This window comes from Mesorhizobium sp. STM 4661 (assembly GCF_000359125.1).
Taxonomy (GTDB): domain Bacteria; phylum Pseudomonadota; class Alphaproteobacteria; order Rhizobiales; family Rhizobiaceae; genus Mesorhizobium.
On record NZ_CAAF010000032.1, the window covers coordinates 24,084 to 46,062 of the forward strand.

The window sequence follows — 21,979 nt, forward strand, 5'->3', positions numbered from 1 at the left end:
TCCTCGGCAAGGCGTCGGTGGCATAAGCGTGGGTCAGAAATAGCCGTCCGACGCAGCCGTGGCTTCCTTCGGGATTTCGACGCCGTCGACCAGGATCTTGTCGACCAGCTCATGATGGAAGCACACCAGCCCCTTTATGCGCTGGGCTTCGTGCACCGGCTCGGGATAGTACCAGACGAGGTTCTCGTGGCGCTTCTTGCCGGTCGTCACGTGATAATAGTTGGAAATGCCCTTGTAGGGGCAGCGCGAAATGTAGCGGCTGGGCGCGAACATATCGAGCCGGGTGTCGGAGATCGGCAAATAATGCCGCACTGGATGGCCGGTCTCGAACAGGAACACGCCGCGGCGCGAATCGGCCACCTGCTCGCCGTCGAGGATCACCTGCACGCGCCTTGATGAGAGCAGGCAGTCGACGCGGCGGAAAGGGTCGCGGGCATGGACGAAGATTTCCTCGTCCTCCTCGAACCAGTGGCCCATCTTGCTCCAATGGAAGGACATGTAATCCGCTATCGGCGGGCAGCCCTTGACCGGGTCGAGATAGCGCCAGGCGCCATCCTCGACCAGCGTGATGCCGGTGTTCAGCGAAAAATGGGTGGCGACGCCCTTGAACGGGTCCTCCGTCGTCGTTTTGCTCGGCAGCAGGAACTCCTCGCGCACATCGCCGATCGGAAAGTAATAGACCGGCAAATGATCGGATTCGTAGAAGACCAGCGCCTTGGTCGTGTCAGCGACGGTCATCGAGCCGACCTGCACGCGCAGCCGCTTGGGGGAGGGCATGGTGAAGGCGACGTAGCCCGGTTCGAACTCATACTGCGCGATAGTGTCGAGCAAGGGGAAATGCGGCCCGCGGCCGCGCAGATGAGGCTTGCGAATGGTAGTCTCCCGTTTCTTTTCTTTCGTGACTGGGCGTTGGTGCGCGGTCATGGTCAGCCTATGGACACGCGGTCGAGCAGCAGTCCGGCGGCGATCGGCGGCAGGCCGCTGACATTCTTGCGCACCGGCACCAAAAGGTCGGGGAAATAGCTGAAGATGACCGGCGTCTCGTCGAGCAGCAGTTTCTGGATGTCTGACGCTGCGCTCTGTTGCGCGCCGATATCGAGCGCCTTCAGATAGCTGGTGACCAGGCCGTCATAGGCGGCATTCCTAAAATGTGCTGCGTTCCATGGCCCGTCGCTGACCAGCGGGCTTTTCAGGAACACATTCGGCACGCTGCGATGCGCGTAGTCGGTGATGCCGAGCGGGCTGTCCAGCCAGTCCGACTGGCCGAACACCGCTTTGCCGTAATATTTGTCCTGGTCCTCGATGTTGAGAGCGATGCGGGCGCCGATCTCCTTGGCGAAGTTCTGGAACAATTGGGCATAGCCCGGAATGTCGGAATAGCGCAGCGTCGTCAGCGTCATGTCGAAGCCGCTGGCTAGGCCCGCCGCTTCGAGCAATTGCTTTGCCTTGGCGATATCCTGCACTCGCTGCGGCACCGATTTGTCGGTCGCCGGGAAGGCTGGCGCGAACGGGCTGTCATTGCCGGTCGCCGCCATGCCGCGGCACAGGCCATCGACCAGCTTGCCGCGGTCGATGCACAACGCCAGGGCCTGGCGCACGCGCTTGTCGGTGAAAGGCGCCATGTCGCAACGCATGTGCAACTGACGGTGGGCGGTCGAGGCGACGCGCAAGACGGTGATATCGGGGCTGTTCATCACCACCTGGCTGACATCGAGCGGGACGGCATCGAGCAGGTCGACCTCGCCCGCCTGCAGCGCCAGGATGCGCGGCTGCACGTCGCCGTAGAACTTGAATTCGAGGCGGTCGGGAAGCGCCTTTTCGCCCCAATAGTCGGGATTGCGGATGAAGGTGGCGCCGACCTTCGGCGTGTAGCTCTCCAGCCGGAACGGTCCGGTGCCCTCGAAGGTCTTTTCGTAGTCGCCCTTGTAGCTCGCCGGCAGGATGACGGCGTTGTAATTGTCGATCGACACCGAATAGGGAAAGCTGCCGTTCGGCGCGTCGAGATGGAAGGCGACGGTATGGTCGTCGACCTTCCGGGTGCCGCCCTTCGACAGCAGCCCCTTGAACACCGACAGCGCGTTCGAGGAGCCGCCGGTGTCCGAAAGCCGGTCGAAGGTCGCAACGACATCGTCCGCCTTGAAGTCCTCGCCATTGTGGAATTTCACGCCCTTGCGCAGCTTGAAGGTCCACACGCTGCCGTCCTCGTTCGGCGACCAGCTTTCGGCCAGCACCGGCTTCAAGGTGAGGTCTGGCTGGGTGATGCAGAGGAATTCGGCGGTCTGGAAAACCAGTTGGTAGCTGCCGCTGTCGTAATAGGTGACGGGGTCGATCGCGCCGCCCGGCGTCGCGACGCCGGCGCGCACGGTGCCGCCCGGCTTGCCTTCGGCGCGCGCCTGCGGTGCTCCAAGGCCAACCGCCGAGGCGATGCCGCCGAGAAACGGCAGCGACAGGCCAAGCATGCTGCCATGCCTGAGGAATTCACGCCGGCCGATCCTGCCGGCCAGCAACTCGTCGATAGCGGAATTTTCGATTGCGGTGAGGTTTCTGCGGGCGGTATCGATCGTCTGGAAATGCTTTGGCATGGCGGCATTCCTTGCTTATCGTGGGGGCTCCGCCATCTAGTTCACTGTTGACCGCACCCGGAAAGCGATATTTTTTGATGGGGGTCATCGAAATTTTCGATGCGAGGGGCCGGAGATGGACACCGAAAATCTGCGCAGCTTTCTCGAGGTTGCCGCCCATGGCAGCTTCACTGTCGCGGCCAACAGGCTCAACCTTGCCCAGTCCACCGTCAGCGCGCGGATCAGGGGCCTGGAAGAGCAATTGGGACGCCGGCTTTTCGTTCGCGACCGCGATGGCGTCGCGCTTACCCCGGCAGGGCGGCAGTTCCTGCCGCATGCCTCCTCGATCACTCGCACCTGGGAGCAGTCGAGACAGGACATCGCCGTTCCCGACGGCTATGAGACGCTGCTCAGGCTGACCGCTCCGGCCTATCTGTGGGACCGCATCACCTCGCCCTGGATCGCCTGGATGCGCGAAAGGCGGCCGAACGTTGCGCTGCGGCTCGAGGGCAGTTTCCCTGACCTGGCGATCGACCAGATGGCCGAGGGCCTGCTCGATATCTGCATCCTCTATCTGCCGCGGCCGCATCCCGGCATCGTCTACGAGACGCTGGCGATCGATCAGGTGGTCCTCGTCCAGCATGCCGCGCAAACCGGGTCATGGACCGAGAATTACATTCTTATGGACTGGGGGTTGGAATTCCGCATCGAGCACGACCGGGCCTTTGCGGCGATGGTGAAGCCGGCAATATCGGCCGGGCTGGTTTTCATCGGGCTGCAGCATGTGCTTTCGCAGCAGGCGGCCGCCTATCTGCCGCTCAGCGCCGTGAGCAGCCACATCGAGCACGGCGAACTGAAGCGCGTCGAGGGTGCGCCGGTGTTCCAGCGGCCGATCTACCTCGCCTATCCAGGCAATCCCGCCTCGTCGGACGTTCTGGATATCGCGCTTGCGGGACTGCGGACGCTGGCAAAAGACTGGTCGGGTGGCCAGGGTTTTTCGGAAGGCGACCGCGCTTTCAGCATGGCGGATTGAGATACACGCGAGGTGTCTTCAGGCCGGTTCCGTTTGCACCGCCTTCTGCTTCTGCAATCTTGCCAGTTCGGCATAGGGGATGTGGCAGCGGATCGTGTGTCCGGGCTCAGCCTCGGCCAGCGACGGCTCCTGCTCTTCGCAAATCGCCCCGAGCTTGCGCGGGCAGCGCGTATGGAACACGCAGCCCGATGGTGGATTGGTGGCGCTGGGGATTTCTCCGTCGAGGCGGATGCGCGACGTCTCCGTCTGGTCGAGCTTGGGCACGGCCGACAGCAGGGCTTCCGTATAGGGATGATGCGGCCCGGCAAAGACATTCTCGGACGGCCCCAGCTCCATGATGCGGCCGAGATAGAGCACGGCGATCTGGTCCGAGAGATAGCGAACGACAGCGAGATCATGCGAGATGAAGATGTAGCTGACATGCTCCTTCGATTGCAGGTCGGCGAGCAGGTTGAGGATCGCCGCTTGCACCGACACGTCGAGCGCGGAAGTCGGTTCGTCGCAGACGACGATGCGCGGCTCGCCGGCGAAGGCCCGCGCAATGGCGACGCGCTGCTTCAGCCCGCCCGAGAGCTGGCGCGGCTTGACGGCGAGATGCCGGTCGGTAAGCCGGACCGAACGCACGAGCTCATCGAGGCGGGCCTGCAGGGCGGCGCCGCTCAAGCCCGCCAGCCGCTTCAGCGCCCTGCTGATCAGGTGGCGGATCGAATGCGACCGGTTCAGCGCCGAATCCGGGTTCTGGAAGACGATCTGCATGGCCTTGATCTGGTCCGCGGTGCGGTTGTCCAGACGCGCTGCCAGCGGCTTGCCCTCGAGTTCAATCCTGCCGCCTTCATCGGGCGGCACCAGGCCGAGCAGCAGCCTGGCGATGGTCGTCTTGCCGCTGCCGGATTCGCCGACCAGGCCTAGCGTCTCTCCAGGCCTCAGGCTGACCGATACATCCTTCACCGCCCGCAGCGCATGGCCATGGCTGGCATAGGTCTTGTTCAATCCTTCGACGCGTAATACGGACTCGGCTGCTGCTTTCGGCGTGGAAGCCGCCGCATCGCTCGGCGTCGCGCGCGGCAGCGATTGCGCCTGTTCATGATAGTGGCAGCGCGACAGCCGGCCACCCAGATCATAGAGCGGCGGCAATTCGGTGCGGCAACGGTCCGTCGCCAGCGCGCAGCGATCGGCGAAGGCGCAGCCTCTGATCGCAGCACCAATGCCGGGCAGGAACCCTGGAATGGTGTCGAGGCGACCGTGATCCTTGCGCTGTCCGCCGCGCGGCAGGCAGCGCAGCAGCGCCACCGTATAGGGATGGCGCGGGTCGTTGAAGACGACGTCCGTCGGCCCTTCCTCGACCAGCATGCCGGCATAGAGCACGCCGACCCGGTCGCACATGTTGGAGACGACCGCCAGATTGTGGCTGATGAACAGGATCGAGGCGGAGAGTTCCTGCCGCAGCTGCGCGATCAGGTCGAGCACTTCGGCTTCCACCGTCGCGTCGAGGCCGGTCGTCGGTTCGTCGAGGATCAGCATGGTCGGGTCGTTGGCCAGCGCCATGGCGATGGCGACGCGCTGCTGCATGCCGCCCGAAAGCTGGTGCGGATAGCGCTGCATGACGCTGGCCGGGTCGGAGATGCGCACGCGGTTCAGCATGGCGATGGCCTTGTCGCTCGCGGCCTGTCCCGAGACGCCGCCAAGCTCAAAAATCTCGGTCAGCTGGCGGCCGATGCGCAGCGAGGGGTTCAGCGCCTTGCCCGGGTCCTGATAGACCATCGACACGCTTTCCGCACGCGCCCGCCGCAGCGCTTCGGCGTCGAGCTTCATGACATCCTGGCCGTCGAGCGAGATCGCCCCGCCGGTGATCGAGCCGTTGCGCGGCAGATAGCGCACGACGGTAAGCGCCACGGTGGATTTGCCGCAGCCGGATTCGCCGACCAGTCCGTAGGCTTCGCCCTGGCCGATGCCGAGGCTGAGGTTGCGCAGCACCGCCCGGTTGCGGCCGCCGACGCGGTAGGCCACGGAGAGGTCGTGCAATTCGAGCGCGTTCGCGGGTTTGGCGGGTTCAGTCATTGAGCGCCCCCTGGACACCGTCCGCCGCCAGATTGACGCCGATCACCAGCGAGGCGATAGCGAGCGCGTCGAACAGCACCGTCCACCAGAAGCCGCCGCCGATCATGCCGTAATTGCTGGAGATGCTCAGCCCCCAGTCGGGCGAGGGCGGCTGGATGCCAAAACCCATGAAGCTCAGCGTCGCGACCGCGAAGATCGCATAGCCGAGGCGGACCGTCGTCTCGACCAGGATCGGCGGAATGACGTTGGGCAGGATCTCGACGAACATCGTATGCAATGCGCTTTCGTGCCTGAGCTGGGCGGCGGCGACATAGTCGAGTTCGCGTTCGGCAAGCACGGCCGAGCGCACCGTGCGGGCGATGATCGGCGCGAAGCTGAGGCCGATGACGACGATGACCGTTGCCTTGGAGGTGCCGAGCGCGACGATGGCAAGCAGCGCGACGATGACCACCGGGATGGCCATGAAGGCTTCGAGGATGCGGCTGACGATGTCGTCGACGATGCCGCGGAAATAGCCGGTGAACAGACCGAGCGCGGTGCCGGCTATCGTCGCCAGCAAGGTGGCCAGCGGGGCGACGGTCAGGATATCGCGCGAGCCGACGATGACGCGCGAGAAGACGTCGCGGCCGATCTGGTCGGTGCCGAACCAGTGCTCGGCCGAAGGCGGCGCCAGCGCGTTGATGATGTCGTCGGCAAGCGGATCGTAGGGCGCGAAATGTTCGCCGAACAGCGCGCAGGCGACCCAGAACAGTACGATGCCGAGGCCGGTGAGGAACGTGCCGGACCTGAGCAGCGAGAAGAAGACCTCCGCCCAGGGGCCGCGCCGGCCGGTATTGTCGGGCATGCTGGTCTGGGCGTCGGTGGCGCTCATTGGTCTGTCCCCAGCCGGATGCGCGGATTGAGCACCGAGTAAAGAAAGTCGGCGGCAAGGGTTGCCACGGCATAGACGATGCCGATGGTCAGGATGCCGGCCTCCAGCACCGGAAAATCCTTGCCGCGCGCGGCGGTGAAGATCAGCGAGCCGATGCCCTGGTAGCGAAACAGCGTCTCGATGACGACGAGGCCGCCGATGAGATAGCCGGTCTGGGTGGCAATCACGGTGATCGTCGGCAGCAGCGCATTGCGCAGCACATGGCGCCAGATCACCGTTCGCCATGGCAGGCCCTTGAGCACGGCGGTTCTCGTATAGTCGGAATCGAGCGCCTCGATCATGCCGGAGCGGGCCATGCGGGCGATGTAGCCGAACAGCACCAGAAACAGCGGCAGCGACGGCAGGATCAGATAATAGAGCTGGGTGAAGAAGCCGGCATCCCTTGGCCATGCGGCCGAAATCGGCAGCCAGCGCAGCCAGACGCCGAAGATCAGAATGAGGATGATGCCGGTGACGAACTCCGGCAGCACCGTCACCGACAATCCGCCCAGGCTGATGATGCGGTCGAGCGGCCGGTTGAGGTTGAGCGCGGCAATGACGCCGCCGAGAATGCCGATCGGCACCACCAGCACGAAGGCGACCGCCGCCAGCTTCATCGAATTGCCCAGCGCATCGATGACGAAAGGCGCCACCGGCGAGCGGAAGATATAGGACGTGCCCATGTCGCCCTGGATGAAGTTCCAGATCCAGCTGCCATATTGGGTCAGCAGCGGGCGGTCGACGCCGAGCGAATGATTGAGCGCATCGACCGCGCGCTGGTCGGCGAACGGACCCAATATGGCCCGCCCGACATTGCCCGGCAGCACCTGGCCGCCCAGAAACACCATGATGCTCAACAGGAACAATGTGACGAGCGACAGGGCGATGCGTCGAACGAGGAAGCTTAGGATGGCACCGACTCCTTATGAAGCCCCGTGGTTCGAGACAAGTCGGGGATGTCGGACAAACTCAGCGCAGCCGGCGGATCGAACGCCGTGACCGGCGGAACGGTCCCCGAGAAGCGCGACACCTGGACCAGCGTCGAATTGCAGGTCGGCGACTGGGCCAGCCGCGACGTGCCTCGATCGGCCGTAAGCACATTCGGGTTGCCGTGCTTTTCCAGACTGGGCGACCGCCCGGGTTCGGAAGGATCGAACCAGGCGCCGGTCGGCAGTTGCACGACCCCCGGCATCAGCCCCTCCGTCAATATGGCGCCGGCCAGGCACGATCCGCGATCGTTGAAGACGAGAACGACCTCTCCGTCCTGAATTCCGCGCACTGCTGCGTCGGTTCGGTTGATCCACAGCGGGGCGCGGCCCGACACCTTGCCGGCGCGGCTGACCGAGCCATGGTCGTACTGGCTGTGGAGCTTGTCGGCCGGCTGCGGCGACAGCAAGTGCAGCGGGAACTGTCCAGCCAGGCTGCTGCCCAGCCATTCCAGCGGCTCACGCCATACGGCATGGCCTGGACAGTCATCATAGCCGAAGGCATCGATCGTCGAGGAAAACAGCTCGATGCGCCCCGATGGGGTCGCCAGCCGGTGCCGCTCGGGATCCGCGCGGAAAGTGCCGAGGAATGTCTGCGAGTTGATTTGCCGCCTCAGCTCGGCATGGCCGTCATGCCAGAAGCGCTCGAATGGCGGCATCTCGATGCCGACGGCGGCCGCGTTCTTCGCTGCCTGCGAATAGAGAAGCTGGATCCATTCGTCCGCGTCGCGCCCTTCGGTGAAGGGTTCCCGCACGCCAAGCCGCGTGGCCAGATCGGCAAAGATCCGGTAGTCGTCGCGCGCTTCCTCGACCGGTTGGATGATCCGTTTCATGGCGACCATGAGATTATCGCGATTCGAGAAGGCGAGATCATTTCTCTCCACCGTCGTCGTGACCGGAAGCACGATGTCGGCATGCCGCGCCGTCGCCGTCCAGAAGGGCTCGTGGACGATGATCGTCTCCGGACGCTGCCATGCCTCGACGAGCCGGTTCAGGTCCTGATGATGGTGGAACGGATTGCCGCCGGCCCAGTAGACCAGCCTGATATCGGGATAGGACAGAGCGGCGCCGTTGAACTCGAACGATCCGCCCGGATTGAGCAGCATGTCGGCTACGCGCGCGACGGGTATGAAGCCCGATACCTTGTTGTGGCCCTGGGGCAGGGACGGCCATCGAAATCCGAGCTCCGGTCTTCCCGCGCCGTTGGTCGAGGAATAGCCGAAGCCAAATCCGCCGCCCGGCAATCCGATCTGACCGAGCAAGGCGGCGAGCGTGATCGCCGCCCAGTAGGGCTGTTCGCCATGGTCGGCGCGCTGCAGCGACCAACTGACCATCACCATTGTGCGCTTGGCCGCCATCTCTCTCGCCAGCGCCACCATCCTGTCCTCGGCCATACCGGTCAGGGATGCCGCCCATGCCGGGTCTTTCGGCTGGCCGTCGCTCTCGCCCATGATGTAGGCCCGGACGATCTCGAAGCCGGTACAGCAGCGCGCCAGAAACGCTTCGTCGTGGCGGCCCTCGCTGATGAGGGTATGACACAGAGCCAGTATGAGGGCGGTGTCGCTGTTCGGCCGCAGCGCAAGCCACTCGGTGTCGACGCCTCGCGGCGCATCATCGCGTACGGGCGACACGTTGATGAGCCGGGCGCCGTTGCCAACCGCCTTGCGCAAGGCGGCGGAAGCCTCGTGCCGGCCCGTGCCGCCACCCTGGATCTGCGCGTTGCGCCAGGGCAGCCCGCCGAAGGCGACGATCAATTCGCTATGCCGCACGATGCCGTCCCAGGTGGAATGATTGCCCGTAAGGCCGTCGGTACCGCCAAGCACATGCGGCAGGATCACCTCGGCCGCACCGTAGGAATAGCTGAGGATCGAGCGTGTGTAGCCGCCAACCGTGTTGAGGAAGCGGTGCACCTGGCTCTGGGCATGGTGGAAGCGCCCGGCGCTGGCCCAGCCGTAGGATCCGGCATAGATCGCAGCGTTTCCGTGCTCGACGCGGACCCGGTCCAGTTCGGCGGCCACAAGATCCAGTGCCATTTCCCAGGGGACTTCGACGAAAGCTTCGCCGCCGCGCCGGCCGCGGCCGGTCGATCTGTCTCCTTCGAGCCAGCCACGCCTGACGGCGGGGCGCGAAACGCGCATATCTCCCTCGGTCGTGCCGAGCAGGGACCTGCCGATCGGCGACGGATCGGGATCGCCGCTCCACGGCTCGATACCGACAAGCTTGCCGTTCTCGGCACTGACCTCGTATGTCCCCCAATGCATGGTGGTGAGCAGGGTTCTGGACTCCATGGGATGCGTCAATGCTGGATCATCGTCCCGCCATGGCCAATGCCGGGCAAGGCGCCGACCACCCTGTCCCGGCTGGTCGCGAAGTGCCAGCCCCTTTCTCGGGGCTGGCGGTCGCGGGCATCAGCTCTTCCTCCCGGTCAGGCCTTCGCGGCCTTTTCCAGGAACAGCTGCGACATGGCGGTCGGCTGCACGCCGGTCAGGCCCTTCGTGGTCGCCGTCAGATAGTCGTAGAAATAGCCGAAGATGACCGGCGTTTCCTCGAGCAGCAGCTTCTGGATCTTGCCGGCGTCCGCCTTTTGCGCTTCGAGATCGAGGGCTGCGATGTAGCTGGTCGCCAGCGTGTCGTAGTCCTTGTTCTTGAAGTGCGCCGCATTCCAGGTGCCGTCGCTCTTGAGCGGTGCGGCCAGGAAGACGTTGGGTACGCCGCGATGGCCGTAGTCGGTGATGCCCATCACCGAGTCCAGCCAGTTCGACTTGCCGAACACCGCATCGCCGTAATAGGCGCCCTGGTCGAGGATGTTGAGTTCGAGCTCGACACCGATCTCCTTGACCCAGTTCTGGATGAGCTGGGCATATTCAGGGATTTCCAGATAGCGCTCGGTGGTCAGCGTCACCTTGAAGCCGTTGCCGGCGCCGGCTGCTTCCATCAGCTGCTTGGCCTGCGCGATGTCCTGCTGGCGCTGCGGCACGGTCGGATCGGTGGAAGGATAGGCCGAGGCGAATGGGCTGTCATTGCCTTCGATGGCGCGCCCCTTCATCAGGCCGGCGACCAGCTTCTTGCGGTCGAGGCAAAGCGCGATGGCACGGCGCACGCGCGGGTCCTTCAACGGATCGGAATCGCAGCGCATGTGCAGTTGCTGGTGCGCAACCGATTTCAGGCTGATGATGTCGATGGCCGGATCGGTGAGCAGGCCGACGCCGGCCAGCACCGGCAGCTGGTTGATGATGTCGACCTGGCCGCCCTGCAGCGCCAGGATCATCGGCTGCGTGTCGGCGAAGAAGGTGAACTCGGTGCGATCCGGCAGCGCCTTGTCGCCCCAGTAATCGTCGTTGCGCACGAAGGAGGCGCCGACCTTCGCCGTGTACTTTTCCAGCTTGAAAGGCCCGGTGCCGTCGAAGCTCTTCTCGTAGTCGCCCTTGTAGCTCGCCGGGATGATGACGGCGTTGTAGTTGTCGGACGACACCATGTAGGGGAAATTGCCGTTCGGCGCGTCGAGGTGGAATTCGACGGTGTAGTCGTCGACCTTCTTGGTGGCGCCCTTCTGCAGGATGCCGGTGAACACCGACAGCGCGTTGGACGAATTGGCAGGATCGGCGAGGCGGTCGATGCTGGCCACCACGTCATCCGCCTTCATCTCGCCGCCGCTGTGGAACTTGACGCCCTTGCGCAGCGTGAAGGTCCACACCGTACCGGTGTCGTTCGGCTTCCAGCTTTCGGCCAAGGCCGGCTTGAGCACGAGGTCCGGGCCGTCGATGCAGAGGAATTCGGCGACCTGCTGCAGCACGACAAGGCCGCCGGCGTCGGCGATGGTCACCGGGTCGATGGCCGCGGCGGGCACGCTGCTGGCTACGCGAATGGTGGCGCCGGCGGCGCCCGCGGCGCGGGCGAGCGAGGGCGCGGCGCCTAGGCCCGCGGCCATGCCAATGCGGCCGAGCAGCGGCAGCGACAGGCCAAGCAGGCTGCCGTGGCGGACGAAATCGCGGCGGCTGACACGGCCGTCGACAAGACCGTCGATGAGATGGTTTTCGAGCGGCGAGCGATTGCGCCGGATGAGATCGAGAATGCGATAGTTCTTGCTCATGGGTTCTACCCTTTCCCCTGTGTTCTTGTGATTGACGAATTCAGGATGTTCTCCGTATCCCGGCCGTCAACGAGGTTGTCGAGACTGTAGCATGCGGTCTTGGCTGGTCCATCCCGTCCTTGCGGCGGAGGGGCCGGTTTTTCTTAAGGCACTGCTTCTACCTGTTCATTCCCATTCGTGGCTGCGGCTTTCCTGTTGTATCTGTCTCCTGTCGGTTCGTGTGATCACTCCTAGTTCAACGGCAGGCGCCGATAGGTCCCCGGCTTTGCCGGGTCATGATATTTGTTGCACGGTCCGTTCTCGATGAAGTCGCGGTGGCAGGCGGCGAGGTTTTCGCGCGACAGGGTGACGCCAAGGCCGTGACCTTCGGGCACCCGCACGACATTATTCCTCGGCGAAAACGGCCCTTCCTCAATGACATCCATCGGCAGCATGCGAAACAGCGACTGGTTCGGTTCCCTGATCCAGCCGAGTGCCGCGCACAGATGCAGATAGGCGGCGCTGCCGATACCGCTGTCGCCGCTGTAGCACCAGAAATCGATGCCGGCATGCTCGCAGGCGCCGACAAAGCGCAGCATGCGGCCGATGCCGCCATGCATGGTCGGATTGCCGACGAAGGCGTCCGGCACTTTGGTCTCCATGGCGCGCGCTATGTCGATATTGTGGGTCGAGAACGGGATCGAGCAATGACGGCGCAATTCGCGCATCTCCTCGATGGTCGCCACCGGGTCTTCCCAGTTGCGCACGCCGAGCTCCTCCAATGGCCGCGCCAGCCGTCGCGCCGTCGCCAGCGAATAGGCCTGGTTGGAATCGATGCGGATCATCGCGTCGTCGCCGAGTTTTTGGCGGATCGATTCCACCATCTTCAGCGAGACCTTCGTATCCCCGGTCGAAAACTTGCCCTCGAAGAAGGTCGTGCCATGTGTCTCATGCAGCTGGACGCAATAGTCGGCGACCGCTTCTGGCGTCTTCTCGCCCTTCACCTGAGGCCCATCGCCGCGCAGCGAGAAATAGTCGGTAAAGGGGATCTCCTTGCGCACCGCGCCGCCGAGCAATTGGTAGAGCGGCTGCCGCCACGCCTTGCCGCGCAGATCCCACAGCGCCATCTCGATGGCGCCGAAGGCCATGATGCGGCTGCGGTCGTTGATTGACTGCACGCCGGTCCAGTAGGGCAGGCAGGCTTCTTCGGCGCCGGCGATGTCGAAGGCGTCGCGACCGACCAATCGTGCCGCAAGATTGTCATTGATGATCGCCGCGGCCGCCGGCGTCGGCGCCTCGCCAAGGCCGATCAACCCGTCCTCGGTCTCGACTTCGACGATGGTTGGCGAAAACCCGTCGAGCTCGCCGAACACCCAGGCGTATGGCGCCTCCAGCCGGAGGTTTATCGGTGTGGCCTGGATGCGACGGATCTTCATCTCAACTGCCGACCTCGAAGAAGGGTCTGCCAAGCAGATCGGGAACGACATCGATGCCGAGGCCCGGTCCGTCGGGAATGCCCATGCGGCTGCCCGTGACCGGCGGCATGTTCGATGCGGTGCGCACCGTCACCCATTCATGGAAGGCGATGGCATGCAGCCGGCGTTCCTGCGGCGTCGACAGCGACAGATGCGCCATGGCTGATGTGTCGATCTCGGCGCCGCCAGTGTCCTCGACGGTGATCATGAAGCCGAGATCGACGGCAAGGTCACGGATCTGGCGCGTCTTCGTCACGCCGCCGAGCCGCGAGATCTTGAGCGTCAGCCCGTCGGCCGCGCCCTTGCGGTGGATGTCGAGCATGTCGTCCAGCGAGGCGACGGATTCGTCGAGCACCATCGGCTTGTCGAGCGAGCGGCGCACCGACATGCATTCGTCGATCGTCGTGCAGGGCTGCTCGAACGTGTAGTCGATGGCGCGCGTCGCATCGGCGAACTGACGCGCCTGATAGGGCGTCCAGCCGGCATTGGCGTCGCAGAAGATGACGGTGCCCTTCGGCACTGAAGCCGCGACCGCGCTGACCCGCTCGATGTCGTCATGGACATTGCCGCCGACCTTTACCTGCAGCCGGTGGAACCCATCCTTGACGATGCGCCTGGCGAGTGCCGCCATGGCATCGACCGTGCCATGCGTGACGACCTTGTAGAGTTCGGCCGTCTCGCTCTCGCGCCCGCCGAGCAGCGTGACCAGCGGCACATCGGCCGCGCGTGCCGCCAAATCCCAGCAGGCCATGTCGAGCGCCGACTTGATATAGGGATGGCCCTTGAACACCGTGTCCATCAGCCGGCCGATGCTGGCCAGCCCGCGCGGGTCCTGGCCGATCAGATGCGGCGCGATTTCGACGACCCCGGCGCGGGTGCCGGCAGGGAAGGCGGGCGAGTAGAAATTCCCGAGCGGCGCCATCTCGCCCCAACCGGTCAGCCCGCTGTCGGAAGTAATGGCGACGATCACCGCGTCGAAGGCGTCGGCGACGCGCCCCTTGGACATGCGGTAGGGTCCGTCCACGAAGGGCTGCACGACATGGTAGGCCTTGATGGTTTTGATCCGCACGTTTCTCTGTCCATTGTCTGTGATGCCCCGACGAAGCCGCCAATTGGCGGCTTCTGTCGGCCTAGCCGTCCATGGCGGCTTCCGTCGGTCTCAGCCGCCTTCCGGCCGGCCGCGCGCGTGGCCGGCACGATCGGCCCTGGCGCCCTTGGATGCCCGCTGTTCGAGGCTGCGCGCATAGGCAAGCAGTTCCTCGAAATCGAGATCGATGTGCTCGCGGGCATGGCGCTGGGCGGCGCGCATGTCCTTGCCTTTCAAGAGCCGCACATAGGTTTCGTGAACGTCTTCGGCCGGCACCGGCTCGTTGCGTGCATGCTGGTGTAGGGCAAAATACATCTGCAGCCGGCTGGTCAGCCGCTGCCAGGTCTCCAGCAGCACCGAATTGTCCGACCATTCGTAGATGAGGCCGTGCAATTGCAGCGCCGTCTCGATCTGCCTTGTAGTGTCGAGGTCGCGGGTCGCCTGCTTCACCGCCTCGTGGCGCCGATCGAGCTCGGCGAAGAAGCGCTGGTCGCGCAGCTTCCAGGTCAGTTCGATGGCGAATTCGTCCAGCACCTTGTTGAGCGAATAGGCATCGTCGATATCCTTGGCGGTGACGTCGATGACAAAGGTTCCCGCATAGGGAATGCTGGTCAGTATGCCTTCCTGCACCAGCTCGCGCATCGCCTCGCGCAGTGGCGCGCGGCTCACCCGCATCTGTTCGGCAATCCTGAGTTCGTTGAGTTTCTGCCCTGGTTCGAGCTGGCCGGTCAGGATCGCGCGCCGCAGCAGCGCCACGATCTCGGCCCTGCGTGTCGTATCCGCGATCGGACTGAAATCCAGCTTGCCCATTCGGCTACTCCAGAGGTACCGAAAGCTAGACAAGCAGATTGTCGACAATCTAACAAGAGGTTATTTCTGGATTCTGGTTTTGAGGTCTGTTGATGTTCAGGCTGGGCCGAGCCGGAAACCCAAGACGGATTGAATCCGCCCTTTACTTTTCCGGGCGTTGGCGCTGCCCCCTCACCCTTACCCTCTCCCCGTTCTCCACGGGGAGAAGGGCCCGCAGGGCGATGAGGGGCGGCGCCGGCTTCGACGATTGATATCGCAAACCTAGAAACCCGAGCGCCTCAGGCCGCCCTGCCGTAAAAGCCGACCCGCTCTTCGTCGCTGAACATCACGCCTGGCTTCTCGTAATAAGAGAACACCGCGATCATGCGTTCGCGCTCGCCCTCGACAGTGGTGACGCGATGCGCGGTGTTCCTGCCGCGGAAGATGTTCAATGTGCCTGGCTTCATGCGCAGTATCTTGGCCTCGGGGTCACGCCCTTCAAGCAGCTTGGCGACGCCCTCGTAGTTGGGATTGTCTTCCGACCTCAGGTCGGTGCGGTATTCGAGATCGCCGCCGCGTTGCGATGCCTGCAGCAACAGGGTCGTGGTGAATTCCGAACGGTCGAAATGCCAGTTCAGGGCCTCGCCGGCGCGGTAGGCCATCACATTGGTGCGCGCCAGCGGGTCCTGCATGACATGCAGCTTCGTCTTGCCCATCGCCGCCGCCAGGAAGCGCAGCAGCGGTTCGTATTCATATATGGCAAGCACGACGCTGCCGGGAATCTGGTCGGCGCAGACCGTGTGGCTGATCGTCTCGACCTTGCGCAGCGCCGGATGGTCGGGCGCCAGCTCCGGGATCGATGGCTTGAAGTAGATGTTATGCATCCGCTTGTGCATGTGCGATCGCGTGGCCATCACAGGCTGGATTTCCCGCGCCGCCTTTTCGGCCACTCCGGGGCGCAGGAAACCTTCGAGATTGAACATGCCGTCGGCTTCCAGCGCCGCGACCGAGGTTTCCACGAGGCGCTTCCATTCGGCACCGCCCTCGCGGTCGAGCGGGTAGCGGTCCAGGTCGAGAATGTCTTTCATCGTTGCGTCCTCGTGAAATCCTGCAGCGACTAGACAGCAAGGAAATCTTTCTCTCAACGCGGAAAATTGTTAGGCTTGCATAAGGAAAACTTGGGAGAGGGCAGGATGGAAAAACTCCCGCCGCTAAATGCGATCAAGGCTTTCGAAGTTGCTGCGCGAGCCGGCAGCTTTACGCTGGCCGCCACGGAGCTCGGCGTGTCGTCGGCGGCGGTCAGCCAGCAGATCCGCAATCTGGAAAACTGGTTCGGCAAGCAGCTGTTCGTGCGCAGCGGCAACCGCATCGCGCTGACCGATGCCGGCCATGCGATCTACCCGCAGACCGCACGCGCCTTGGGCGACATCGCGGCCATTGGCCGGCGCATGCTGGAAGGGGGCTTGAGAACGCGTCTTGTCGTCAGCGTGCCGTTCTCGCTGGCCGAACTGTGGCTGGCGCCGCGGCTGGCCGTGCTGCTCGATGCCTTTCCGCGGATGGCGATCGACATCCGCGTCGAGGATGACCCAGTCGATGTCGTGCGCCAGAACATCGATCTGCGCATCAGCTATGGCGACTATCACTATCCTGCGCTCAGGATGGTCCGCCTTGTCCATGACGATGTGCTGCCGGTCGCGGCGCCTGATTTCTGGCAGCGTCACAACAACGGCGTCTCCGGCCTGGCGGAGCTGCATGAAAGTCTTTTCATCCACACCAATTGGGGGCCGAACTATGCCTCGCACCCAAGCTGGGCGGACTGGTTCTCGGCCGCCGGCGGCAGCCGCGCGCCCGATCCCTCGCACGGACGGCGCGTCGGCCTGTCCAGCCTGGCGATCGCCTCGGCGAGGCTGGGTCTCGGCATTGCGCTTGGCCAGCGGGTCATGGCCCGTGCCGATCTCGAAGCAGGGCGTCTCATCGCGCTCTCGTCCGTTTCGGTCCGTCTCGGCCAGCCCTATTGCGCCTTCATGGCTCCCGCCAAGGCCGAGCGCGCCGACGTGGCCGGTCTGGTCGAGCTGCTTGGAGCAATTCCAGGAAAAGTGCACAGCGGTTTTCCTGGGAAAAGCGCGCAACGCTTTTCCCAGGGAATTGCGTAAAAACAAACATAGCAAAACGGCGCCCTCGACGTGGGGGTCGAGGGCGCCACAGGACCGGGTCTGATGGGGGTTATCAGGTAGCCGGTTTCTGTTGTGGCAGGGGCGAAACCGGCATTCCCGGTCCGATCTTCTGCAGATTGCCGGTGATCACCTGGTCGCCTTCCGACACGCCGCTCGATATGGCGATGAGATCGCCATTGATCGGTCCGAGCGAAACGATGCGCTGGTCGACGGTGTTGCCCTTGCCGACGACATAGAGGTATTTGCCGAGCTGGCTCGAGCCCAGTGCCGTCTGCGGCACCATCAGCGCATCGGGCTGCTGCTTGATGTGCAGCCTCACACGCACATATTGGCCAGGCAGCAGCGTGAACTTGGCGTTGCCGATCGTCGCCCGTGCCGTGATGGTGCCGGTCGAATGATCGATCGTGTTGTCGATGAAGGTGAGCTGACCTCTCTGGCGCGGTTCCGTATCGCCTGGAAGCAGCACATCGACATCGACAGGCCCCGCCGCGCGGGCTTCCTCGATCTGTGCCAGATCCGTTTCGCTCGGATTGAAGGTGACATAGATCGGATCGAGCTGCACCAGTGTGTTGAGCACGGTGCCGGCGACGCTGACCAGCGTTCCGATCGAGGCCTGATTGCGGCCGATGCGCCCGGCAAACGGGGCGCGGATTTCGGTATAGCCAAGGTTGAGCTCGGCGGTCCGGACGGCGGCCTGATTTACAGCGAGCGACGCCTGGGCCTCGCGCAAGGTGCTGGTGCGCTGGTCGAACGCATCCTTGGCGATGTATCCGCTCTTGGCGAGTTCGGTGCCGCGGCCGAGATTGGAGCGTGCGTAGTCAAGCGTTGCCGTGTCGCGTTGGACCTGAGCCTTCGCCTGGTCAAGGGCAGCCTCGAAATCCTGCGGGGCGATCTTGTAGAGAAGATCGCCTTTGCTGACATCGCTGCCGTCGGCGGCAGCCTGCTCCTCGAGATAGCCCGGCACGCGCGCCTGCAGCGTGATGCTGCGGATCGACTCCACCCGGGCCGCATAGTCGAGGTAGATCGGGATCGTCTTCTTGACGACGTTCACCACCGGCACCGGCATGACGAACGCTGCCGGCGCAGGTGTCGCGGCCGCTGTGCCGGCATTGAGGCTGAGATTTCCCATGTCGAGCCAGTGAACGCTCGCCATCGAGATCGCCCCCAGCGCGACAGCCGCTCCCAACGCGATTTTCCATTTGCGCATGATCGATGTCTCCAATCCTATTCGGCCGCTTCCGCCAATCGCACAGGCGTTGGTTCGGCAGTCGGTTCAATATGGTCTTGTTCATGTTCGGCCGCGGGTTTGCTCTGCCCGCGGCCCTCGCGCAGTTGCTCGATCACCGCATAGAAGACCGGGACGAACACCAGCGACAGGATCGTTGCCGCGACCATGCCGCCAAAGACGGTGGTGCCGATCGACTGACGGCTCGCTGCACCAGCGCCTGTGGAGAACATCAGCGGCAGCACGCCGAGGATGAACGCGAAGGCGGTCATCAGGATGGGCCGCAGCCTGAGCCGCGCCGCTTCCATAGCGGCATCGACGATGCTCAGGCCTTCCTCGCGCCGACGCCGGGCGAACTCGACGATCAGAATGGCATTCTTCGCCGCCAACCCGATCAGCATGACGAAGCCGATCTGCGAATAGACATCGATCTGCATGCCACGCACCAACAAGGCAACAAAGGCACCGAACAGGGCAAGCGGCACCGCGAGCAGTACCATGAAGGGCATGGCCCAGCTCTCATATTGGGCGGCAAGGATCAGGAAGACGAAGATCATGGCGAGACCGAAGACAATCGAGGCGATCGATCCGGCCTTGAGCTCCTGATAGGTGATGCCGGTCCATTCGTAGCCGAAATCCCTCGGTAGTGCCGTGGCGGCGGCGCGCTCCATGGCCGCCACCGCCTGGCCGGACGAGAAGCCGGGCGCGGCGCCGCCATTGATCAGGGCCGACGCATTGTTGTTGTAGTGCGGCACGGTTTCCGGGCCGACGATGGGCACCAGCTTGCCAAGCGTGCTCAATGGCACCATGCCGCCGGCGGCGTTGCGCACATAGAGCCGCGAAATGTCGGCAGCACCGGCGCGCGCATCCTTGTCGGCCTGAATCGTCACACGAAAAGTGCGACCGAACAGGTTGAAATCGTTCACATAGAGCGAACCGAGATAGATCTGCAGCGTGTTGAACACATCAGGCAGGCTCAAGCCCAGCAGCTTCGCCTTGTTGCGGTCGAGGTCGTAGTTGAACTGCGGCGTCGAGGTCGAGAACGACGAGAACAATTGCTGCGGGTTGAGCTCGGGCTGCTTGCGCGCCTCGGCGAGCACGGCTTGCGTCGCGTCGTTGAGGGCGGCGCTGCCGCGGCCGGTCAGATCCTCGACCTGGAATTCGAAACCGCCGGTCGTGCCGATGCCGGGGATCGAAGGCGGATCGAAGCTTAGTGCAAACGCTTCCGGAATTTCCATCAGCTTCGAGCGCACGTCGGCGACGAGCTTCGAGGCGCTCTGGTCAGGGCCGCGCTCGTCCCATGGCTTCAGGATGGCGAATTCGACCGCCGAGTTCGACTGGGCGGCGCTGGTCAGGAAGTTCAGGCCGCTGATCGAGCCGACGATATCGACGCCGGGCGTGTTCTGCAGGATGTCGCGTGCCTTCCGGGCCACCGCGTCGGTGCGCTCCAGCGACGCCCCATCGGGCAACTGGATAACCACGAAGAAATAGCCCTGGTCCTCGACCGGAAGGAAGGTCGAGGGCAGACGCTGCCAGACGAAATAGGTCGCGACGAGTCCGGCCGCGAACACCCCGAGCATGATCCAGCGCAGGCGGATGAGGAAGCGCACGCCATGGGCATAGGCATGCGACAGCCGTTCGAAGCCCGCATTGAACCAGCGGAACAACACGAACTGGGTCTCCGGGCGGTGGCGCAGGAAGGCGGCGCTGAGCGCCGGAGTGAGCGTCAGCGAGACGAAGGCGGAGATGCCAAAGGAGATCGCGACCGTCAGGGCAAACTGGTTGTAGAGCCGGCCGGAAACGCCGGGTATGAAGGCGACCGGCACGAACACGGCCATCAGCACGGCGGTCGTTGCGATGATCGGGCCTGTGACCTCGGCCATTGCCGCGCGCGTGGCGGCCAGCGGTTTAAGGCCGGCCTCCAGCTGGCGCTCGACATTCTCGACGACGACGATCGCATCGTCGACGACGAGGCCGATCGCCAGCACCATGCCGAGCAGGCTGAGCATGTTCAGCGAGAAGCCGAACATGTACATGACGACCAGTGTGGCCACCAGCGACACGGGAATCGCGATCGTCGGGATGATCGTGGTGCGCCAGCTTTGCAGGAAGATGAACACGACGGCGACAACCAGGACCAGCGCCTCGCCAAGCGTGACCAGCACGTCATGCATGGAAGCCGAGACGAAGCGCGTCGTGTCGTAATGCATGGCGTAGCTGACGCCCTTCGGGAAGCGGCCCGACAGTTCCTGCATCTTGTCCTTGACGCGCTGCTGCAGATCGAGCGCGTTCGAACCCGGCATCTGGTAGACCGCGAGCACCACGGTCGGATCCTTGCCGAAGAAGGCCGACGACGAATATTGCAGGGCGCCGAGTTCGATGCGGGCAACGTCGCGCAGCCTGACCAGCGAGCCGCTCGCGGCATCGGCGCGCACGACGATGTCGCCGAATTCCTCGGGATCGCTCAGTCTGCCGACTGCGTTGACCTGCATCTCGAAGGCGGTGCCGGCCGGCGCCGGCGACTGTCCGATCTTGCCGGCCGCGACCTGGACATTCTGCTCGGCGATGGCGTTTTGGACATCGACCGCGGTGATGCCGAGATTGGCAAGCTTGTCGGGATCGAGCCATATGCGCATCGAATAGCGCCGCTCGCCGAAGATCTGCACGTCGCCGACGCCGGGCAGGCGCTTCAGCGGGTCCACCACCTGCAGGTAGGCGAGGTTGCTGAGCGCCACCGGATCGACGGAGCCGTCGGGCGAGGTTAGGTTGACGATCAGGACGAAATTTGGGTTCTGCTTCCTGATCGTCACACCACCCTGGTTGACGATGGCCGGCAGCGAGGATGCTGCCTGCGACACCCGGTTCTGGACATCGACGGCGGCGGTGCTGAGCGAATAGCCGACCTCGAAGGTGATGGTGATCGTCGAGGAGCCGTCATTGGAGCTCGACGACGACATGTAGGTCATGCCCTGGACGCCGTTGATCTGCTGTTCGAGCGGGGTCGTGACGGTGTCGGCGACCACTTGCGCGCTGGCGCCGGGATACTGGGCGCTGACCACGACCTGCGGCGGCGTGATGTCGGGAAACTGCGAGACGGGCAGCAGGAAATAGCAGATCGTCCCGGCGAGCACCATGATGATGGCGATCGCCGATGCAAAGATCGGACGGTGGATGAAAAAGTTCACCATGAAACGCACGCCTCGTTAAATGCTTTTGCTTCGCCAAATGCCTTGGCAATCCTGGACAGCCGCCGGCTGTGCCCGGATCCCGCGTCTGCTGAAAAACGAGACGGCGGCGCCTTGCTGTCCGGATACTGCTCTTCCGCCAGCGACCGCAGCATCCTCTCGAATGCGCGCGGGTCGACGCGGTCCGCCTTCATCACCAGCCGGATCATCGGATCCCGGATGGCTTCATCGATTGTCAAATCCTTGCGCTGCGACATCGAAGCGGCTCCTTGCTGGCGATTCGCATCGAATGATCGCGAATCGTTTTTGTCGTTCTCACCGGCCGAAGCCGCATGACAGGCAGTCCTTGCCCTGGTTCCGTCCCGGCTGTGCCTAACGGCGATGCCAATCGTTGACGGGGTGCAAGATAGGTGTTACCAGTAAGTAA

16 protein-coding genes are annotated in these 21,979 nt (G+C 63.9%); 2 read left to right on the forward strand and 14 right to left on the reverse strand.

The genetic code is table 11. From position 1 onward, the window contains the following. Window positions 1-33: 33 nt before the first annotated feature. On the reverse strand, window positions 34-924 hold the full coding sequence (locus MESS4_RS11510; RefSeq protein WP_006330184.1) for a DUF427 domain-containing protein: 891 nt from the start codon (window positions 922-924) through the stop codon (window positions 34-36). A gap of 2 nt (window positions 925-926) precedes the next feature. Further along, complete coding sequence (locus tag MESS4_RS11515; RefSeq protein WP_006330185.1) at window positions 927-2,582, reverse strand: ABC transporter substrate-binding protein; 1,656 nt, start codon at window positions 2,580-2,582, stop codon at window positions 927-929. A gap of 115 nt (window positions 2,583-2,697) precedes the next feature. Here MESS4_RS11515 and MESS4_RS11520 point away from each other — a divergent pair, with 115 nt between their 5' ends. Then, window positions 2,698-3,594 carry a LysR family transcriptional regulator gene (locus MESS4_RS11520; RefSeq protein WP_006330187.1) on the forward strand — a complete coding sequence of 299 codons (897 nt, stop codon included), beginning with the start codon at window positions 2,698-2,700 and terminating at the stop codon, window positions 3,592-3,594. Window positions 3,595-3,612: 18 nt separating this feature from the next. Here the strand turns inward: MESS4_RS11520 and MESS4_RS11525 are convergent, their stop codons facing one another. The 9 genes from MESS4_RS11525 to MESS4_RS11565 all read right to left on the reverse strand — a co-directional run bounded on the left by MESS4_RS11525 (window position 3,613) and on the right by MESS4_RS11565 (window position 16,056). Continuing rightward, window positions 3,613-5,652: an ABC transporter ATP-binding protein gene (locus tag MESS4_RS11525; protein ID WP_006330188.1), complete on the reverse strand. Its 2,040-nt coding sequence runs from the start codon at window positions 5,650-5,652 to the stop codon at window positions 3,613-3,615. After that, window positions 5,645-6,523, reverse strand: coding sequence for an ABC transporter permease (locus tag MESS4_RS11530; RefSeq protein ID WP_006330189.1), 879 nt, complete (start codon window positions 6,521-6,523; stop codon window positions 5,645-5,647). Before MESS4_RS11530 ends, MESS4_RS11525 begins: the two co-directional genes overlap by 8 nt. Next, window positions 6,520-7,410 carry an ABC transporter permease gene (locus MESS4_RS11535; protein WP_006330197.1) on the reverse strand — a complete coding sequence of 297 codons (891 nt, stop codon included), beginning with the start codon at window positions 7,408-7,410 and terminating at the stop codon, window positions 6,520-6,522. Before MESS4_RS11535 ends, MESS4_RS11530 begins: the two co-directional genes overlap by 4 nt. Before the next feature lie 56 nt (window positions 7,411-7,466). Further along, entirely contained in the window at window positions 7,467-9,836 is a 2,370-nt protein-coding gene (locus MESS4_RS11540) for a molybdopterin guanine dinucleotide-containing S/N-oxide reductase (protein ID WP_006330199.1), read from the reverse strand. A gap of 137 nt (window positions 9,837-9,973) precedes the next feature. Then, the gene (locus MESS4_RS11545) at window positions 9,974-11,638 is read right to left on the reverse strand and encodes an ABC transporter substrate-binding protein (protein WP_006330201.1); all 1,665 of its coding nucleotides are present in this window, start codon (window positions 11,636-11,638) and stop codon (window positions 9,974-9,976) included. A gap of 230 nt (window positions 11,639-11,868) precedes the next feature. Continuing rightward, entirely contained in the window at window positions 11,869-13,053 is a 1,185-nt protein-coding gene (locus tag MESS4_RS11550; protein ID WP_006330202.1) for a mandelate racemase/muconate lactonizing enzyme family protein, read from the reverse strand. A 1-nt stretch (window position 13,054) separates the two neighbouring features. Next, complete coding sequence (locus MESS4_RS11555) at window positions 13,055-14,161, reverse strand: mandelate racemase/muconate lactonizing enzyme family protein (protein ID WP_006330204.1); 1,107 nt, start codon at window positions 14,159-14,161, stop codon at window positions 13,055-13,057. Window positions 14,162-14,251: 90 nt separating this feature from the next. Beyond that, window positions 14,252-14,989 (reverse strand): GntR family transcriptional regulator, encoded by a 738-nt coding sequence (locus tag MESS4_RS11560; protein WP_006330205.1) that lies wholly within the window; start codon window positions 14,987-14,989, stop codon window positions 14,252-14,254. Between the two features lie 278 nt (window positions 14,990-15,267). Continuing rightward, window positions 15,268-16,056 (reverse strand): 2OG-Fe(II) oxygenase, encoded by a 789-nt coding sequence (locus tag MESS4_RS11565; RefSeq protein WP_006330214.1) that lies wholly within the window; start codon window positions 16,054-16,056, stop codon window positions 15,268-15,270. A gap of 105 nt (window positions 16,057-16,161) precedes the next feature. Here MESS4_RS11565 and MESS4_RS11570 point away from each other — a divergent pair, with 105 nt between their 5' ends. Next, on the forward strand, window positions 16,162-17,121 hold the full coding sequence (locus MESS4_RS11570; protein ID WP_006330215.1) for a LysR substrate-binding domain-containing protein: 960 nt from the start codon (window positions 16,162-16,164) through the stop codon (window positions 17,119-17,121). Window positions 17,122-17,194: 73 nt separating this feature from the next. Here MESS4_RS11570 and MESS4_RS11575 read toward each other — a convergent pair whose 3' ends face one another. Genes MESS4_RS11575 through MESS4_RS11585 form a run of 3 tightly spaced genes read right to left on the reverse strand, consistent with a single transcriptional unit; the run spans window position 17,195 to window position 21,809 of the window. After that, window positions 17,195-18,349, reverse strand: coding sequence for an efflux RND transporter periplasmic adaptor subunit (locus MESS4_RS11575; RefSeq protein WP_036241090.1), 1,155 nt, complete (start codon window positions 18,347-18,349; stop codon window positions 17,195-17,197). 17 nt (window positions 18,350-18,366) lie between these two features. Continuing rightward, a complete protein-coding gene (locus MESS4_RS11580; RefSeq protein ID WP_006330217.1) occupies window positions 18,367-21,555 on the reverse strand; it encodes a multidrug efflux RND transporter permease subunit in 3,189 nt (1,062 codons plus the stop codon). Beyond that, a complete protein-coding gene (locus MESS4_RS11585; RefSeq protein WP_006330218.1) occupies window positions 21,549-21,809 on the reverse strand; it encodes a hypothetical protein in 261 nt (86 codons plus the stop codon). The genes MESS4_RS11580 and MESS4_RS11585 overlap by 7 nt, the downstream gene beginning before the upstream one ends. Between the last annotated feature and the right edge of the window lie 170 nt (window positions 21,810-21,979).

Coding starts and splice junctions, on each gene's coding strand:
- MESS4_RS11525 (WP_006330188.1), bottom strand. CDS start 5,652: ATGACTGAACCCGCCAAACCCGCGAACGCGCTCGAATTGCACGACCTC.
- MESS4_RS11570 (WP_006330215.1), top strand. CDS start 16,162: ATGGAAAAACTCCCGCCGCTAAATGCGATCAAGGCTTTCGAAGTTGCT.
- MESS4_RS11550 (WP_006330202.1), bottom strand. CDS start 13,053: ATGAAGATCCGTCGCATCCAGGCCACACCGATAAACCTCCGGCTGGAG.
- MESS4_RS11580 (WP_006330217.1), bottom strand. CDS start 21,555: ATGGTGAACTTTTTCATCCACCGTCCGATCTTTGCATCGGCGATCGCC.
- MESS4_RS11560 (WP_006330205.1), bottom strand. CDS start 14,989: ATGGGCAAGCTGGATTTCAGTCCGATCGCGGATACGACACGCAGGGCC.
- MESS4_RS11530 (WP_006330189.1), bottom strand. CDS start 6,523: ATGAGCGCCACCGACGCCCAGACCAGCATGCCCGACAATACCGGCCGG.
- MESS4_RS11510 (WP_006330184.1), bottom strand. CDS start 924: ATGACCGCGCACCAACGCCCAGTCACGAAAGAAAAGAAACGGGAGACT.
- MESS4_RS11515 (WP_006330185.1), bottom strand. CDS start 2,582: ATGCCAAAGCATTTCCAGACGATCGATACCGCCCGCAGAAACCTCACC.
- MESS4_RS11585 (WP_006330218.1), bottom strand. CDS start 21,809: ATGTCGCAGCGCAAGGATTTGACAATCGATGAAGCCATCCGGGATCCG.
- MESS4_RS11565 (WP_006330214.1), bottom strand. CDS start 16,056: ATGAAAGACATTCTCGACCTGGACCGCTACCCGCTCGACCGCGAGGGC.
- MESS4_RS11540 (WP_006330199.1), bottom strand. CDS start 9,836: ATGGAGTCCAGAACCCTGCTCACCACCATGCATTGGGGGACATACGAG.
- MESS4_RS11520 (WP_006330187.1), top strand. CDS start 2,698: ATGGACACCGAAAATCTGCGCAGCTTTCTCGAGGTTGCCGCCCATGGC.
- MESS4_RS11575 (WP_036241090.1), bottom strand. CDS start 18,349: ATGCGCAAATGGAAAATCGCGTTGGGAGCGGCTGTCGCGCTGGGGGCG.
- MESS4_RS11545 (WP_006330201.1), bottom strand. CDS start 11,638: ATGAGCAAGAACTATCGCATTCTCGATCTCATCCGGCGCAATCGCTCG.
- MESS4_RS11535 (WP_006330197.1), bottom strand. CDS start 7,410: ATGGTGTTTCTGGGCGGCCAGGTGCTGCCGGGCAATGTCGGGCGGGCC.